This window comes from Saccharopolyspora sp. NPDC045941, from assembly GCF_056431445.1.
The window spans coordinates 1-13,812 of sequence record NZ_JBWKKU010000090.1; the positions used below are offsets into that span (position 1 = coordinate 1).

The window sequence follows — 13,812 nt, forward strand, 5'->3', positions numbered from 1 at the left end:
GGCAGCCCCCACACGCCCACCGACGGGATTGCCGATCACCACCAACAACGAAGATCAACAACCCCGCTAGCAAGCACCCACCGGCGGATCCGGGCCATAGCGACGCAAAGTACGCACGGCTGTTCACGCGCCGACTCGCCGCTCCGGCGCGTTCCGCGGCGCGGCGAGGCTGCGGCGGAAGGTTTCCGGGGCGACGTACATCGAGGCGGCCGCGATGAGCGCCCCGGCGGCGACCAGCGCCGCCACGCTCCACGAAGCTCCGTCGGACCACAGGATCAGCGACGTCGCCAGCAGCGGGGTGAAGCCGCCCAGCAGCACGCTGCCCATCTGGTAGCCGATGGACACACCGCTGTACCGCACGCGTGGTTCGAACAGTTCGGTGTAGAACGCCGCGATGGGCGCGAAAACCGCTCCGTGCGGCACCGCGAGCGCGATGGCCAGGGCCAGCGCGATGAGCGCCGGGGACCTGGTGTCGACCAGCCAGAAGAACGGCCACGCGTAGGCGGCCATGAACAGCGCACCTCCGATGAACACCGGCCGGCGGCCGACGCGATCCGACAACGCACCCCACAGCGGCAGCGCCGCGATGTTCAACGCGGCCGCGAGCATCACCCCGGTCAGCCCGGCCTGGCGCGGCAGGTCGAGCTGCTGGGTGATGTAGGTGAGGATGAAAACGGTGAACACGTAGTAGTTCCCGCCTTCGGCGAAGCGGACGCCGATCGCGATCAGGATCTGCTTCGGGTGCGTGCGCAGCACCTCGACCAGCGGCCGGCGCGACGGTCCGCCGGATTCGGTGGCCGCCACGAAGGATTCGGACTCGGTGATCCGGAACCGGATGTACAGGCCGACCAGGGCCAGCACGATGCTCACCAGGAACGGGATCCGCCACCCCCAGCTGATCAGCTGCGGTTCCGGCAGCAGCGAGACGAGGCTGAACACCCCGGTGCCCAGCAGCAGCCCGGCGGACACACCGGTCTGCGGCCAAGCGCCGTAGCGGCCGCGCTTGCCGTCCGGCGCGTGTTCGACGGCCATCAGCACCGCCCCGCCCCACTCGCCGCCGACCGCGAAGCCCTGGACCAGCCGCAGCAGCACCAGCAGCGCGGGGGCCGCGATGCCGATCTGCTGGTAGGTGGGCAGCAGACCGATGAGCGTGGTGGCCAGGCCCATCAACGTCAGGGTCATCACCAGGGTCGCCTTGCGGCCGAGCCGGTCACCGTAGTGCCCGGCCACTAATCCGCCCACCGGGCGGGCGATGAAGCCCGCCGCGAAGGTCCCGAACGCGGCCAGCGTGCCCGCGGCCGGGCTGATGTTGCTGAAGAACAGCTGGTTGAAGATCAGCGCGGCAGCGGTGCCGTAGATGGTGAAGTCGTACCGGCAGCGTCATCGAGTGCCGATGGTGCTGGACGTCAACGTTCTCGACGCCGACGGGACCCCGGCACGCGTCGTTGCGTTGGAGGACATGCGCGGTGCGCCTTTCGGTGTGGCTGGTCAGGAGCGGGCGAATGCGTCGGGCGCCCAGGGCAGCTGCGCGCCGCCGTACTTGGCGGCCCGGACATCGCCGGACCGGGCGTGGCCCTCGAACAGCTCGACGCGGGCCGCGCGCCCGCACACCTCGCCGAGCTCCGCGCTGGAGGCCTGGTCGGTGATCTCCTGGTAGGTCACGGTCTTGAGGTACTTGCCGACCCAGAGCCCACCGGTGTAGCGGGCGGCGCCGCGGGTGGGCAGCACGTGGTTGGTGCCGATGACCTTGTCCCCGTAGGACACGCAGGTCCCCTCGCCCAGGAACAGCGCACCGTAGTTGCGCATCTTCGCCAGCGCCTCGCGGGGCTGCGCCGTCAGGATCTGGACGTGCTCGCTGGCGTAGGTGTCGGCGAGTTCGTAAGCCTCGTCGAGGTTTTCGACGACGTGCACCTCGCCGTGATCGCGCCAGGCGGGCGCGGCGTTGTCGCGGGTGGGCATCTCCGGCAGCAGGCCGTCGATGTGCTCGATGACCGAGCGGCCCAGCGCTTCCGAGGTGGTGATCAGCACCGCCGGCGAGTCCGGGCCGTGCTCGGCCTGGCTCAGCAGGTCCACCGCCACCACGAAGGGGTCGGCGGTCTCGTCGGCCACGATCAGGACCTCGGTGGGGCCGGCGAACAGGTCGATGCCGATCTCCCCGAACAGCTGCCGCTTGGCCTCCGCGACGAAGGCGTTGCCGGGACCGGCCAGCATGTCCACCGGCGCGATGGTCTCGGTGCCCAGCGCCATGCTCACCACCGCCTGCACACCGCCGAGCAGGTAGATCTCGTCCGCCCCGGCCAGGTGCATGGCGGCCACGGTCGCGTCCGGGACTTCGCCGCGGATCGGCGGCGTGCAGGCCACCACGCGCGGCACCCCGGCGGTTTTGGCCGTCAGGATCGTCATGTGCGCCGAGGCCAGCAGCGGGTAACGACCGCCCGGCACGTACGCACCGGCCGCGTCGACCGGAATGTGCTTCTGCCCCAGGTGGACGCCGGGCAGCGTTTCCACCTCGAACTCCTGCATCGACGCCAGCTGCCGCTCGGCGAAGGCCCGAACCTGCCGCTGGACGAACTCGATGTCCTCGATGACCTGCTGCGGAACCCGCGAAACGATCTCCTCGATCTGCGCGGGCGACAGCCGGAACGACTCGGGCTGCCAGTTGTCGAACTTCGCCGAGTACTCGCGAACCGCCTGGTCACCGCGGGCGCGGATGTCGGCGACGATCGCCTCGACCTTCTCCTGCACGTCGGGCAACGAGGTGGTGGTCGCCGCCGAACTGGTGGCCGGGGCCTTGAGCGCGAAAGCCATGGTGCCGTGATCCCTTCGCATGTTTACGTACACATCGCAATAGCGCAGTTGGCCGGCGTTTCGCAGATGACGGTGTCCCGGGTCCTGCAGGGCAGCGACAAGGTCGCGCCGGAAACCCGCGAACGCGTCCTGACCGCGATGAAGCAAGCCGGCTACCGGCCCCACGCCGCGGCGCGGACCATGCGCACCCGGCGCACCGCGACCGTCGGCGTCGTGGTCGCCGACATCACCAACCCCTTCTACCCGCAGCTACTGGAAGCGGTCGGCCAAGCGCTGGACGCGGCCGGTCAGCGGATGGTGCTGTGGAACGCACCCGACCCCGGCGGGGAAAGCGCCCTGCGAGCGCTGGACGAAGGCACCGTCGACGGCCTGATCTTCACCACCGTCACCGAAGGGTCCGAGCAGCTCGCGGACGCGCTCCGGCGGGGAGAGCCGATCGTGCTGCTGCACCGCGGGCTGGATTCGCTGGACTGCGACCAGGTCACCACCGACAACATCGCCGGCGGCCGAGCGGTCGCCGACTACCTGGTCGCCACCGGGCACACCCGGATCGGCTTCCTGCGGGGACCCGAGCTGCCGAGCACGGCCCGCCACCGGGAGCGCGGATTCCGCGACCGCCTGGCGGAACTCGGTCGGCCGCTGGCCGAAGAACTCACGGCCCAGGGCGGATTCGCCCACGACGTCGCCAGGTCGGCGATGCGCGAACTGCTCGCCCAGGAAAACCCGCCCACGGCGGTCTTCTGCGCCAACGACCTGACCGCGCTCGGCGCGGTCGACGGAGCCGTGTCCCTGAACCGGCGCGTCCCCGAAGACGTGTGGGTGATCGGGTACGACGACATCGCGCTGACGTCGTGGGATTCCTACGACATCACCACGGTCCGGCAACCGATCGCGGAAATGGCAAGAACCGCCGTGCGCCTCCTGCTGGAGCGGGTCGACGACCGCTCGTTGTCCCCCAGGAAGAAGGAGTTCCCCAGCGAACTCGTCATCCGCGGCTCCACCGCGCACACCGCACCGCGGTGACCGGCGCGCCTCATGCCCGGCGGGCGGTTCGGAAGCGCTGGGCGCCCTCGTCCAGGTCGACGATCGGCTCCGGGTAGTCCAACCGCCGCCGGATGCCGGGGTCGAGGCGCCAGGGCTGGTGCACGGCGCCGCCGTCGATGCCGCGCAGCTCCGGCACGTAGCGGCGCACGTAGTCGCCGTTCGGGTCATAGCGCTTCGCCTGCGCCAACGGGTTGAGGACGCGGTTGGGGCGGGTGTCGGTGCCGGTGCCCGCGACCCATTGCCAGTTCATCTGGTTGTTGGCGATGTCGCCATCGACCAGCAGGTCGAGGAAGTGCCGGGCACCCCGGCGCCAATCGATGTACAGCGTCTTGGCGAGGAAACTCCCGGCGATCAACCGGGCCCGGTTGTGCATCCAGCCTTCGCGGGCCAGCTGGCGCATGCCGGCGTCGACGATCGGGTAGCCCGTGCGGCCCTGCTTCCACGCCTCCAGCGCGCGCTCGTCGTGGCGCCACCGGTCTCCCCGAGACCGGTAGTCGTGTTGCGAGGCCGCTGGTCGAGCAGCCAGCACCTGGTGGTGGAAATCGCGCCAGGCGACCTGCCGCACGAACGCTTCTGCGCCGGGATCGCCGGTGCCGACCCGGTCGACCAGTTCCACCGGGGACAGACAGCCGAAGTGCAGGTAGGGCGACAGCCGCGACGTGTTGTCCGCCGCCAGATCGTCGTGGTAGTCCGCGTAGTCGCGCACCGACCGGGTCCACTCGTCGAACAAGCGCCGCGCCGCGCTTTCCCCTCCGACGGGCCGGTCGGGCGAGGTCTCACCTACGCACAGCTGTGCCGCCGAGGGAGTCCACCCCGCGCTCAGGCGGGGCATCGTCAGGCATGGGGGTGGTCCGAGCGGGCGGCGCTTCGGCGCCGTCGACCAGCGGCGGTAGTACGGGGTGAACACCGCGAAGTGGTCCTTGCCCTGGGGCGTCACCTCTCCCGCTGGAACCGCGGTGATCACGGCCTCGTGCACCACCAGGTCACGGCCCGCGGCCGATAGTGCGCGGTGCAGCTCCCGGAGGCGACGCTGGGCGTAGCCGCTGACGTCGGCGGCCACATGCACCTCGTCGGCACCGACTTCCTCCGCGACCCGGCCGACCTCCGCCACCGCGGAACCGCGGCGGACGACGAGCCGGCCTCCGCGCTCGCGAAGTCCCGCATCGAGGTCGGCCAGGCTCTCGGCGAGGAACGCCGTCCGGTTCGGGCACGGGTGGTCGCCGCCGATGATCGCTTCGTCGAGCACGAACAGCGGAACGACCCGAGCCGCCGCGGCGGCCGCGGACAGCACGGGATTGTCGTGCACCCGAAGGTCCCGGGTGAACAGAGCGATCGAAACCCCGGCGTTCCCCACCAGGTACCTCCGCATCCGACCTGACTCGCAGCGGTCAGCCCACCACAGGCCGAGCCCAGGATAAATCTGTTCAAAACCTATGAGCCGTTTTCATCCTCTATGCGGAATGCCTGTGTCTCCGGGTCTTGAGTGGTCATGGCTGCTGTGGCGACCACAGGCACTCACGACCCCAGTACCGCGCACGCATGCCGCCTGCCGGCAACATGTTCCGGCCCGGCGCACTACTCAGGCCGAATGCGGGCGTGCCATGAGTAGTTCACCTCGTACGCGGCACAGGTGTCGGGCGTCACAGTGGATAGCGCGACCGAAACAGCCATCCGCCGACGAATCGGGGTGTGTGACCATGTCCCAGCTCATCCTGCAATCCCACACCGAGTCGCTGACTTCCTGCCCCCTGGACGAACTCGATCGTCGCGTCAAGCTCGCCGAGCTCTGCATGAACCACGCGCTCGAACAGCAGTGCTGGGACCTCGTACAACGGCACCGCCGCGAAGCGCTCGTCGTCCAGGCGGAGATCAGCCGGCGCCTGGACGCCCTCGAAGACTTCCCCGGCCACATCGGAACGCGCCTCGCCGAGTGGACCGACGACACAGCCGACTCCTGGTGGGACCAGAACGACGCAGCCTGAGGCCGGGCCGACACCACGAACGAGAGCCTCGACCGGTCCGGCCCAGCGGACATATTCCCCAGCGTCAACCGCGTCGTTGCCATATTCCTTCCGACGCACTCACGCCCCCGAAGCCGGTTTTCCGTGCCCTATTCCCAGCGAGCATCGAGATCGGCGCAAGAAATCGAGAGCGTTCCTCCTATGAACACGATCTCGTGACTGCACCCATGCTTCGCAGGCAGGATCTCGTCGAGAAGAACCGGCCCCAGATCGTCGACGCTCGCCCCTGGTGCAGCCAGATGAAGGTCCGACACCTGCTCGTACCTGATCACAAGACCTGATTGGTGCTTCCACTCGTTCGGGCCGAAGCGGAAGCCCGTGTCGCCGTCACCAGCCCAGGACGCACCGATCAGCTCGAGATCCTTGATGCACCTAGGACCTCCGAAGGCGTAGTGATCAGGATCCGACGCGAAGGCGCGGGCCCCCTTCGGCAGGTCATCGACGAGCTTCGGCAACTCCGCGAGGTAGGCGCTGGGATCGATCCAGAACCCTCCCTGCCCCGGATTCCACTCGACGTTGATGAACTCCATTCAGCACCCTCCCGTGCAGCGCCGCCGCAGCCACTTGTCACCAAAGTGGATCACGGCTTCCTCGACACGGGATCAGGCCAGCAGGCGGGTGGCGGCCAGGCGGAGGACTTCTGTTCGGGTTCGGGGGCCGTGGTCTGCCGCCAGCAGGTGCTTGGCTATTGCGAGGGAGAAGGCGATCAGGCTGCGGGCTTCGACGTCGTCTTCGTCGGTGCAGAACTTCCGGAACTGTTCGCGGGCGTAGTCCATGCGGCGGTTGTCGACTCGGCGGAGGCGTTCGGCGACCGCCGGGTCGTACCGGGCCCAGTCCCGGACCGCCAGGTCGATCGGGACCAGTTCGTCGGAGAACGTGAGCATGCCCGCTCTGCGGACCTTGTCCTTCGCGTCTTCGCACTCGGTCTCGACCTGGTCGATCACCTCGTCGATGCTGCGTTGTTCCCAGGTGTTCAGCATCGCTTCGAGGAGCGCGCCGCGGTCCTTGAAGTGCCAGTAGAAGCTGCCCCTGGTGGCGCCGAGCTCCTTCGCCAGCGGCTCGATCCGGACCGCGTCCGGTCCCCCGCTCGCGAGGGCCTTCAGGCCGGCTTCGATCCACGTGCTCGGCGGGGTGCGAGTCGGTGGCGCCATCGGCCTGCTCCTGTTCGGTCTCGCGTGCTCTGTCAATTGAAGCATCGCCCCCGCTCCGGGGGTTGACGCTGCCTTCCCGGCACCACTAGCGTCATCCATACAGTACTGAATGGATGGTGGATCCGGTGGAGGTCCACCGCCGATTCGACTTCCCGTGGAGGAGAAGCCATGGTTGAGCCCACGACGCAGACTTCGGCCGCAGTGCACGAGATCGAGGTGCCACCGGGAGCGCTCGCCCTGTGCACGCTGGCCCGGATCGACTACCACAACGCCGTCATCGCCGAGTTCGACGGCGTGGCCGACCGGACCGCCGAGCAGTGGGCTCGCGCGACCCTCGAAGACCACCCGGCGGCGATGCGGGAGGCCATGACGAACGGGTTCGGCGCGCTCGGCGTGCGACTCGGCCCGATCCCGTCCGACGACCACGTGCTCGGCTGGCAGGTGCGGCAGCGCACCCCGGACCACGTGCTGCTCGGGGCGGGATCCGCGATCGGGCTGCTCCCCGAGATTGTCGTTCAGCGCGCGGATGACGCCCTGGTGTTCGCCTACTTCAACCAGCAAGAGGCGGACGAGGCGCGGACGCGCTGGGCCGCCGCCGAGCACACGCACGTGCCGGCGATGATCCAGCTTCTCCAGCACGCCGTGGACCGCTTCCACGCAGGCCGTTAATCCCGGTGCATGTAGCTGGTCAGCAACGGGCGGGTGCTGCTCGGGCACGACGCCGGCATCCGGATGTGCGGGGTTGCGGCACGAGCTCTTGCCGTTCCACCCTTTCGCGCGGAGACGACGAGCACGTTCACCGTGCTCAAGCACTTCCCGCTCCGGCGGACTTCGAGTGCCGCCCGGTGAGCGTCAGGTGGCTGGCAGCAGCACGGAGGAGTCCGGTTCGCGCCCGGTGCTGAAGCCGCCGACGATCGATCTGCTTTCCAGGTCCACGATGCTGACCTGATCGGCGCCTCCGAGCTGCGAGGCGTAAGCCAATGCCGCGCTTGGGTGGAACGACACCGCCGACGGCGTGCCCGGCAACTTCAGGGACCAGAGCCGCCGCAGGTCCGGGGTGAACGCGGTGAGGCTGTTGTCCGCGATATCGGTCACCAGCACGACACCGTCGGGGCGTGCGTACACGCGCAGCGGATCGCCTGGCACGGACACCGTCGTGCGCACTGTCATCCGTTGCGCGTCCAACGCCACCAACCTCCGACTGCGCCGGGCACCGACGTACAAAGTGCGTTCGTCGTGGCTGAGGCAGAGTCCCTCGGGGCGCTCGCCCGGCGTCATCACGACGGGTCGTGCGACCGGGTCGTACGGCCGGACCAGGCTGACCGTGTGCGAGAGCAGCCCCGTCACGTAGGCGCGTTCGCCGTCCCGGCTGATCGCGAACAGGTGCGTCTTGATGCCATCGGTCGGCACCGCCCGCGTCGGCTCCTGATCGGCGGACGGATCGTCGAAGCCCAGCAACGTCGCCTTCGCCTCGCTCAGCGCGTACAGGCGGTCCCGCGCGTCCATGCCCACACCGTGAATCCGGTTGAACGGCCGGAGATCCACCGTTCGGATCAGCTTGCGCGCGGCCAGATCCAGCACGAAGACCGCGGCACCGCCTTCCCCGGTGTCGGAGGACACCCGGACGCCGTAGTGACCGACGTAGCCCCATCGCCGCCCGGAGTCCGCCGTGAGTTCGTGCGGATACTGCGGCAGCGCGATCGAATCCTGCCGCCGCCCGGTCGAGGTGTCGTAGAAGCTCACCGCGCGGCCGCTCTTCTCGACCACGGCGAGCACATCTCCCCCGGGCGGCGCTGCTCGAATCGCGGAAGGAGCCACCGCGGCCACCGCCGCGGCGTTTCCGATTCCCTTGATCACCGCACGCCGGGTCACCATGCGCCGATCTTCACATCCGGGCGGGATTCCGGAACGGAAGCCGCCGAAAAATCACCGGGACGCCCGATGCGCGCGGGTGCGATCGGCCGAATCCGGCTTACGGATTCGGGAACTCCGGTCCGGTGTAAGTCGTTTTCACTTCCACCTCGCCATCGACGATCTGGCGGCCGAGCCGGTCCAGTTCGACGCGCACGTGGCCGGGGACGTCGGGGGCGAGGGTGAGGCGGACGGCTTCGGGGGATTCCAGGCCGATCCGGACGTTCTCGCCGCCGTGCAGTCTGCCGTGGGCGAAGTCCGCGATGGCCCGGAAGACCGCTTCGCCGGAGTCGGCGACGGCGGAGCCGGCGAAGACCGCGGGATCGTCGGCGGTGAAGTCGCGGACGCACCTTCGGAACGGCCCGCATCTCATCCGCCTCTTCTAGATCACGAACGAGCAGGACGGTATACCAACGACTTCGATTCGAGCGGGAATGAACCAGCTAGCGAGATTAATCCCGGCACGGCCGAAACTCGCGCGAAACAAATGCCGCGTTCCACCATTGGCAGCCGCATTCCCCCCGGAATGTTGGTATACCAAAATGTGCTAGAGTGGACCGATGCATGAAGCGGAGGGAAATCAGACCATCACGGCGGACGACCACGCGCATCTTCGGCGCTGCGTCGAACTCGCGCGCGAGGCACTGGAGGACGGGGACGAGCCGTTCGGTTCCGTGCTCGTCGACCCCCGGGGCGCGGTCCGCTTCGAGGACCGGAACCGGGTCAAGGACGGCGACGCCACCCGGCACCCCGAGTTCGAGATCGCGCGCTGGGCAGCCGAGCACCTCTCCCCCGCCGAGCGCCGCGAGAGCACCGTCTACACCTCGGGCGAGCACTGCCCGATGTGCAGCGCCGCCCACGCCTGGGTCGGCCTCGGGCGCATCGTCTACGCGACGAGCACCGAGCAGCTGACCGCATGGCACGGCGAGTGGGGAATCGGGGCGGGCCAGGTCGCCGCGCTGCCGATCAACGCGATCGCACCGAACGTCCCGGTGGCGGGGCCGGATCCGGAGCTGGCCGACGAGGTCCGGCACCTGCACGCACGCCTGCACGGCATCAGCTGACAGCCGACCCCAGGTAAGGGCGGACTAACCTGTGGGTTCGTGGCTCGGGTTCACCTGATCTCCGGCGCGGCCGGTTCCACCGCCTTGGACCGGACTTGCGCGGCGTACTACTCGTCGATCGCTCAGTCCGACGAGAGCCGCGATGGCACCGTCCGGCATCGGCTTCGCCCCGAGATCGGTGACGGCACGATCGAGGTGACGTCGTTGCGGAGCGGGTTCCACATCACCCGCTACGACGTCGCGTTCACCGGCGGGCACCAGGTCGGGTACGCATTCCCCGGTGACCACTTCGAGCTGGAGCACTGCGTCGACGGGCGCATGCGCGTCAGCGAAACCGACTCCGGCGTCGGCGAACTGCACACCGGCTCGGTGGCGTTGAGCCCCCGGTGCGCCACCGGGGGCGCCGTCGCACACGGCGACGGCGAGCGATACCGGGCGGTGTCGATCACCGGGACCTGGAGCGGGCTGGAGTCCTACCTCGGTGGCGCGGACGCCCTACCGGCCACGGGGCCCGAAGAGGTTGCGCGCGAACGGTATCTGGGCCGGTCCGCCGCTTTGCGCGCGGTGGCCGTCCCGCTAGAGGAGATCTTCGTGCACCGGCGCTCGTCACCGGGTCGCCTGCTGTTCCTGGAATCGCGGGTCGTGGCGGCGCTGGCCGCACTGATCGACGGGCTCGCGGTACCCCCGTCCGCAGACGCCCGGGAACTCGTCCTGGACGACCACGAGGTGGCCGCGTTGCGCCGCGTTCCGGAGCTGCTCTGGCAGCGACGCCACGCGCCGCCGACGCTGGCCGATCTGGCCCGCGCGTCGTCGATGTCGGTCCGGCGTCTGACGACCGGATTCCGCGCGCTGTACGGGACATCGGTGCTGGCGCACCACCGGCGTCGCTGCCTCGACCGGGCCGCCGCTTTGCTCGTCGAGACCGACTGGCCCGTGGCCCGGATCGGGCACGAGGTCGGCTACTCCTCGCCCACCAACTTCGGCTACGCCTTCCGGCGCGACCGGGGCACCACCCCCGCGCGGTTCAGGCAGGCGCATTCCTGACGCCCGGGGAAAGCACCGCGCTCCACATGCGCGGGCACCTCGCTCCACACCACGGCGCCGCCCCGGTTTCAACGATGTGACGCGTAGCGGCCACACCAGCCGTCACGTTTCCCCGAAGCAGACATCCTCCGATGGAGACCGATGAACGCCAGCATCGAAGCCACTTCGCCGCGCACAGGAGCGGGGCGGCTCATCATCGTCCTAGGTGGACTCTCGGCCGCATCGCCGTTCGCCACCGACATGTACGCACCCGCCTTCCCCCAGATCGTCACCTCGTTCGCGACCTCGGGAAGGGCCGTCCAGCTCTCCTTGACGGCGTGCCTCGTCGGGCTCGCCGTCGGCCAGGTCGTGCTCGGCCCGGTCAGCGACGCGACCGGGCGGCGACGCCTGCTCCTGGCCGGTTCCGGCCTGTTCACCGCGTTATCCCTGGTCTGCGCGTTCGCCCCGACCATCGCCGTGTTCGACGTCGCCCGGCTGCTGCAAGGGGCCGCAGGCAGTGCGGGGCTCGTCATCGGGCGGGCCGTCATCAGCGACCGGTTCACCGGCCCCAGCGCGGCCCGCGAGCTCTCGACGCTGAGCGTGATCGCGATGACCACGCCGGTGCTGGCACCGGTCGCCGGCGGCCTCGTCCTCGGCGTCGGCTCGTGGCGCCTGGTGTTCGTGGCGCTGGCCGCGACCGGACTGGTGCTGATGACCGCCGTCTGGGCGTGGGTTCCCGAGTCGCTACCCGCCGAGCGGCGCCGGACCGGCGGACTGCGCGCCGCGCTCACCGCCATGGGCGGACTGCTCCGGCGGCGCGAGCTCGTCGGCCACCTCCTCGTCATGGGTTGCGGACTGGCCGCCCTGTTCGCCTACATCACCGGCTCGCCGTTCGTCTTCCAAAACGTCTACGGCTTGTCCCCCACCGGTTACAGCCTCGTCTTCGCCACGAACGCCGTCGGCACCACAGTGGCCGGTGCGGTGTTCGGACGGCTGGCCGGACGCGTGCGGCTCAACTCCCTGCTCGTCATGGGGGTGGCCGTCACGGTCGCCGCCGCGATCACGCTGGTCGCGCTGCTGGCGGTCGGCATCAGCACGTTCCCGGCCACCTGGGCCTGCCTGTTCGGCCTGACCTCCGGGTTCGGCGTGGTGCTGCCCGCTTCGACGACCATCGTCCTCGCGGTCGGCGGCGATGCCCCGGAGCCGCTTCCGGCCTGCTCGGCGGCACCCAGTTCGTGCTCGCCGCCGCGGCCGCGCCCCTGCCCGGCGTGCTGGGCAGCACAACCGCCATGTCGATGGCCGTCGTGGTGCTGGGTTTCGTGCTCGTCTCCGCATCGGCGCTGATCACGCTCGCCCGGCCGCGGCAGGGCCACGGCGATTCATCCACAATGGACCAAACGTGCTCCGCCACTTGAACGTCTATTGCCTGTTCGTGACGTTCGTATAGGATGCGACATGAACCGGCGTCGGCTCCGCCCGGTCGGGCGGGGCGTGAGGAGAACCGATGGTCGATGCGACGAACACCCGTCCCATCGAGGACGAGGTGGTCAGGGATTTCCGCACCGCCATGTCCTACGGCCAGTACCTGAACCTCGACCAGCTGCTCGGTGCCCAGCAGCCCGTCAGCGAACCCGAGCACCACGACGAGCTGCTGTTCATCATCCAGCACCAGGCGGCGGAGCTGTGGCTCAAGCTCGTGCTGCACGAACTGCGGACGGCCTGCGAGCACCTGGCGGGCGACCGGTTGCAGCCCGCGCTCAAGGGGCTGGCCAGGGTCAAGCACATCCAGCGCACCCTCACCGAGCAGTGGTCGGTGCTGGCGACCCTGACCCCGACGGAGTTCGTGCAGTTCCGCGGATTCCTCGGCAGGTCATCGGGATTCCAGTCCTACCAGTACCGCGCCGTGGAGTTCGCCCTCGGCAACAAGAACGCCGAGATGCTGGAGGTGTTCCGCCACGACGAGCGCGCCCACGCCCTGCTGTCCGGGCTGCTCGGGCGCCCCAGCATCTACGACGAGTTCCTCCGGCACCTCTCCCGCTGCGGGTACCCGATCCCCGCGCCGCTGCTGGAGCGCGACGTCAGCCGCGCGCACACCTACGCACCCGAGCTCGTGCCCGTCTTCCGGCAGATCTACGAGTCGGCCGAGGAGAACTGGGAAGCCTACGAGGCATGCGAGGAACTCGTGGACCTGGAGGAGAACTTCCAGTTCTGGCGCTTCCGGCACCTCAAGACCGTGGAGCGCACGATCGGGTTCAAGAGGGGCACCGGCGGGTCCAGCGGAGTGCCCTTCCTCCGCGACGCACTGGATCTGACCTTCTTCCCTGAGCTGTACGCGGTGCGCACCGAGATCACCCGGTAGCCCGCGGTGCCCAGCGACGAGGAGGACTGGGTGATCGCCGATTCCGCCTGGCGGGGCCGTTGGTTCGACCGGTGCGCGTTGCGCCGCATGGCCGGTGGCGGACCGCTGCCGCCCTCGTCGGTGCCGCCCGGCGCACGGGTCCGGCACATCGGGGGCACCCCGCTTCCCGGGCTGCGCGACGCCCACGTGCACTCGGGGCTGGTGGACCTCCACGCCGTCCGCGCCGGTGGCATCGCGCAGGTCGACGACCTGGGCAGCGCCCCCCACCTCGATCGCCGGCCTGCTGGCCACCGACGATCCGGAGTCGCCGCAGGTCCGGGCCGCCGGAGCCGTCCCGACCCCGCCGGGCGGGTATCCCAGCGACCGGTCCTGGGCCCCGCCCGGTAGTTTCCGGGAGGTGCGTTCGGTGGTCGAGGTTCTCGACCCGTCCC

15 protein-coding genes are annotated in these 13,812 nt (G+C 69.6%); 8 read left to right on the plus strand and 7 right to left on the minus strand.

The features are described 5' to 3' along the window. Positions 1–123: 123 nt before the first annotated feature. Positions 124–1,359, minus strand: a complete 1,236-nt coding sequence (locus tag AC07FN_RS41460) for an MFS transporter (protein WP_478400631.1) — start codon at positions 1,357–1,359, stop codon at positions 124–126. Between the two features lie 129 nt (positions 1,360–1,488). Continuing rightward, entirely contained in the window at positions 1,489–2,808 is a 1,320-nt protein-coding gene (gene hisD / locus AC07FN_RS41465) for a histidinol dehydrogenase (RefSeq protein ID WP_478400604.1), read from the minus strand. Between the two features lie 6 nt (positions 2,809–2,814). Between hisD and AC07FN_RS41470 the strand changes: the two genes are divergently transcribed. Further along, positions 2,815–3,831 carry a LacI family DNA-binding transcriptional regulator gene (locus tag AC07FN_RS41470; protein ID WP_478400605.1) on the plus strand — a complete coding sequence of 339 codons (1,017 nt, stop codon included), beginning with the start codon at positions 2,815–2,817 and terminating at the stop codon, positions 3,829–3,831. A 10-nt stretch (positions 3,832–3,841) separates the two neighbouring features. Here the strand turns inward: AC07FN_RS41470 and AC07FN_RS41475 are convergent, their stop codons facing one another. Further along, positions 3,842–5,221: a cryptochrome/photolyase family protein gene (locus tag AC07FN_RS41475; protein ID WP_478400606.1), complete on the minus strand. Its 1,380-nt coding sequence runs from the start codon at positions 5,219–5,221 to the stop codon at positions 3,842–3,844. Positions 5,222–5,549: 328 nt separating this feature from the next. Between AC07FN_RS41475 and AC07FN_RS41480 the strand changes: the two genes are divergently transcribed. After that, entirely contained in the window at positions 5,550–5,834 is a 285-nt protein-coding gene (locus tag AC07FN_RS41480; protein WP_452614347.1) for a hypothetical protein, read from the plus strand. 128 nt (positions 5,835–5,962) lie between these two features. On the opposite strand, the gene AC07FN_RS41485 is transcribed toward AC07FN_RS41480, so the two are convergent. After that, positions 5,963–6,403, minus strand: coding sequence for a hypothetical protein (locus AC07FN_RS41485; RefSeq protein WP_478400607.1), 441 nt, complete (start codon positions 6,401–6,403; stop codon positions 5,963–5,965). Between the two features lie 72 nt (positions 6,404–6,475). Continuing rightward, a complete protein-coding gene (locus AC07FN_RS41490; protein ID WP_478400608.1) occupies positions 6,476–7,024 on the minus strand; it encodes a TetR/AcrR family transcriptional regulator in 549 nt (182 codons plus the stop codon). A gap of 168 nt (positions 7,025–7,192) precedes the next feature. Here AC07FN_RS41490 and AC07FN_RS41495 point away from each other — a divergent pair, with 168 nt between their 5' ends. Beyond that, positions 7,193–7,693: a hypothetical protein gene (locus AC07FN_RS41495; protein ID WP_478400609.1), complete on the plus strand. Its 501-nt coding sequence runs from the start codon at positions 7,193–7,195 to the stop codon at positions 7,691–7,693. A 183-nt stretch (positions 7,694–7,876) separates the two neighbouring features. On the opposite strand, the gene AC07FN_RS41500 is transcribed toward AC07FN_RS41495, so the two are convergent. Further along, complete coding sequence (locus AC07FN_RS41500) at positions 7,877–8,899, minus strand: YncE family protein (protein WP_478400610.1); 1,023 nt, start codon at positions 8,897–8,899, stop codon at positions 7,877–7,879. 97 nt (positions 8,900–8,996) lie between these two features. Then, positions 8,997–9,308: a hypothetical protein gene (locus tag AC07FN_RS41505; RefSeq protein WP_478400611.1), complete on the minus strand. Its 312-nt coding sequence runs from the start codon at positions 9,306–9,308 to the stop codon at positions 8,997–8,999. Positions 9,309–9,495: 187 nt separating this feature from the next. Between AC07FN_RS41505 and AC07FN_RS41510 the strand changes: the two genes are divergently transcribed. The 5 genes from AC07FN_RS41510 (at position 9,496) to AC07FN_RS41530 (ending at position 13,768) form a co-directional block, all read left to right on the plus strand. Beyond that, positions 9,496–9,999 carry a nucleoside deaminase gene (locus AC07FN_RS41510; protein WP_478400612.1) on the plus strand — a complete coding sequence of 168 codons (504 nt, stop codon included), beginning with the start codon at positions 9,496–9,498 and terminating at the stop codon, positions 9,997–9,999. A 39-nt stretch (positions 10,000–10,038) separates the two neighbouring features. Beyond that, positions 10,039–11,043, plus strand: a complete 1,005-nt coding sequence (locus AC07FN_RS41515; RefSeq protein ID WP_478400613.1) for a helix-turn-helix transcriptional regulator — start codon at positions 10,039–10,041, stop codon at positions 11,041–11,043. A gap of 141 nt (positions 11,044–11,184) precedes the next feature. Beyond that, entirely contained in the window at positions 11,185–12,366 is a 1,182-nt protein-coding gene (locus tag AC07FN_RS41520; protein ID WP_478400614.1) for a multidrug effflux MFS transporter, read from the plus strand. A gap of 160 nt (positions 12,367–12,526) precedes the next feature. Continuing rightward, complete coding sequence (locus AC07FN_RS41525; protein WP_478400615.1) at positions 12,527–13,381, plus strand: tryptophan 2,3-dioxygenase; 855 nt, start codon at positions 12,527–12,529, stop codon at positions 13,379–13,381. Positions 13,382–13,411: 30 nt separating this feature from the next. Continuing rightward, on the plus strand, positions 13,412–13,768 hold the full coding sequence (locus tag AC07FN_RS41530; RefSeq protein WP_478400616.1) for a hypothetical protein: 357 nt from the start codon (positions 13,412–13,414) through the stop codon (positions 13,766–13,768). Positions 13,769–13,812: the final 44 nt, after the last annotated feature.

What these genes read in the sequence shown, in the direction of transcription:
- hisD (WP_478400604.1), bottom strand. Translation starts at nt 2,808, where the DNA reads ATGGCTTTCGCGCTCAAGGCCCCGGCCACCAGTTCGGCGGCGACCACC.
- AC07FN_RS41475 (WP_478400606.1), bottom strand. Translation starts at nt 5,221, where the DNA reads ATGCGGAGGTACCTGGTGGGGAACGCCGGGGTTTCGATCGCTCTGTTC.
- AC07FN_RS41480 (WP_452614347.1), top strand. Translation starts at nt 5,550, where the DNA reads ATGTCCCAGCTCATCCTGCAATCCCACACCGAGTCGCTGACTTCCTGC.
- AC07FN_RS41485 (WP_478400607.1), bottom strand. Translation starts at nt 6,403, where the DNA reads ATGGAGTTCATCAACGTCGAGTGGAATCCGGGGCAGGGAGGGTTCTGG.
- AC07FN_RS41490 (WP_478400608.1), bottom strand. Translation starts at nt 7,024, where the DNA reads ATGGCGCCACCGACTCGCACCCCGCCGAGCACGTGGATCGAAGCCGGC.
- AC07FN_RS41495 (WP_478400609.1), top strand. Translation starts at nt 7,193, where the DNA reads ATGGTTGAGCCCACGACGCAGACTTCGGCCGCAGTGCACGAGATCGAG.
- AC07FN_RS41500 (WP_478400610.1), bottom strand. Translation starts at nt 8,899, where the DNA reads ATGGTGACCCGGCGTGCGGTGATCAAGGGAATCGGAAACGCCGCGGCG.
- AC07FN_RS41505 (WP_478400611.1), bottom strand. Translation starts at nt 9,308, where the DNA reads ATGAGATGCGGGCCGTTCCGAAGGTGCGTCCGCGACTTCACCGCCGAC.
- AC07FN_RS41510 (WP_478400612.1), top strand. Translation starts at nt 9,496, where the DNA reads ATGCATGAAGCGGAGGGAAATCAGACCATCACGGCGGACGACCACGCG.
- AC07FN_RS41520 (WP_478400614.1), top strand. Translation starts at nt 11,185, where the DNA reads ATGAACGCCAGCATCGAAGCCACTTCGCCGCGCACAGGAGCGGGGCGG.
- AC07FN_RS41525 (WP_478400615.1), top strand. Translation starts at nt 12,527, where the DNA reads ATGGTCGATGCGACGAACACCCGTCCCATCGAGGACGAGGTGGTCAGG.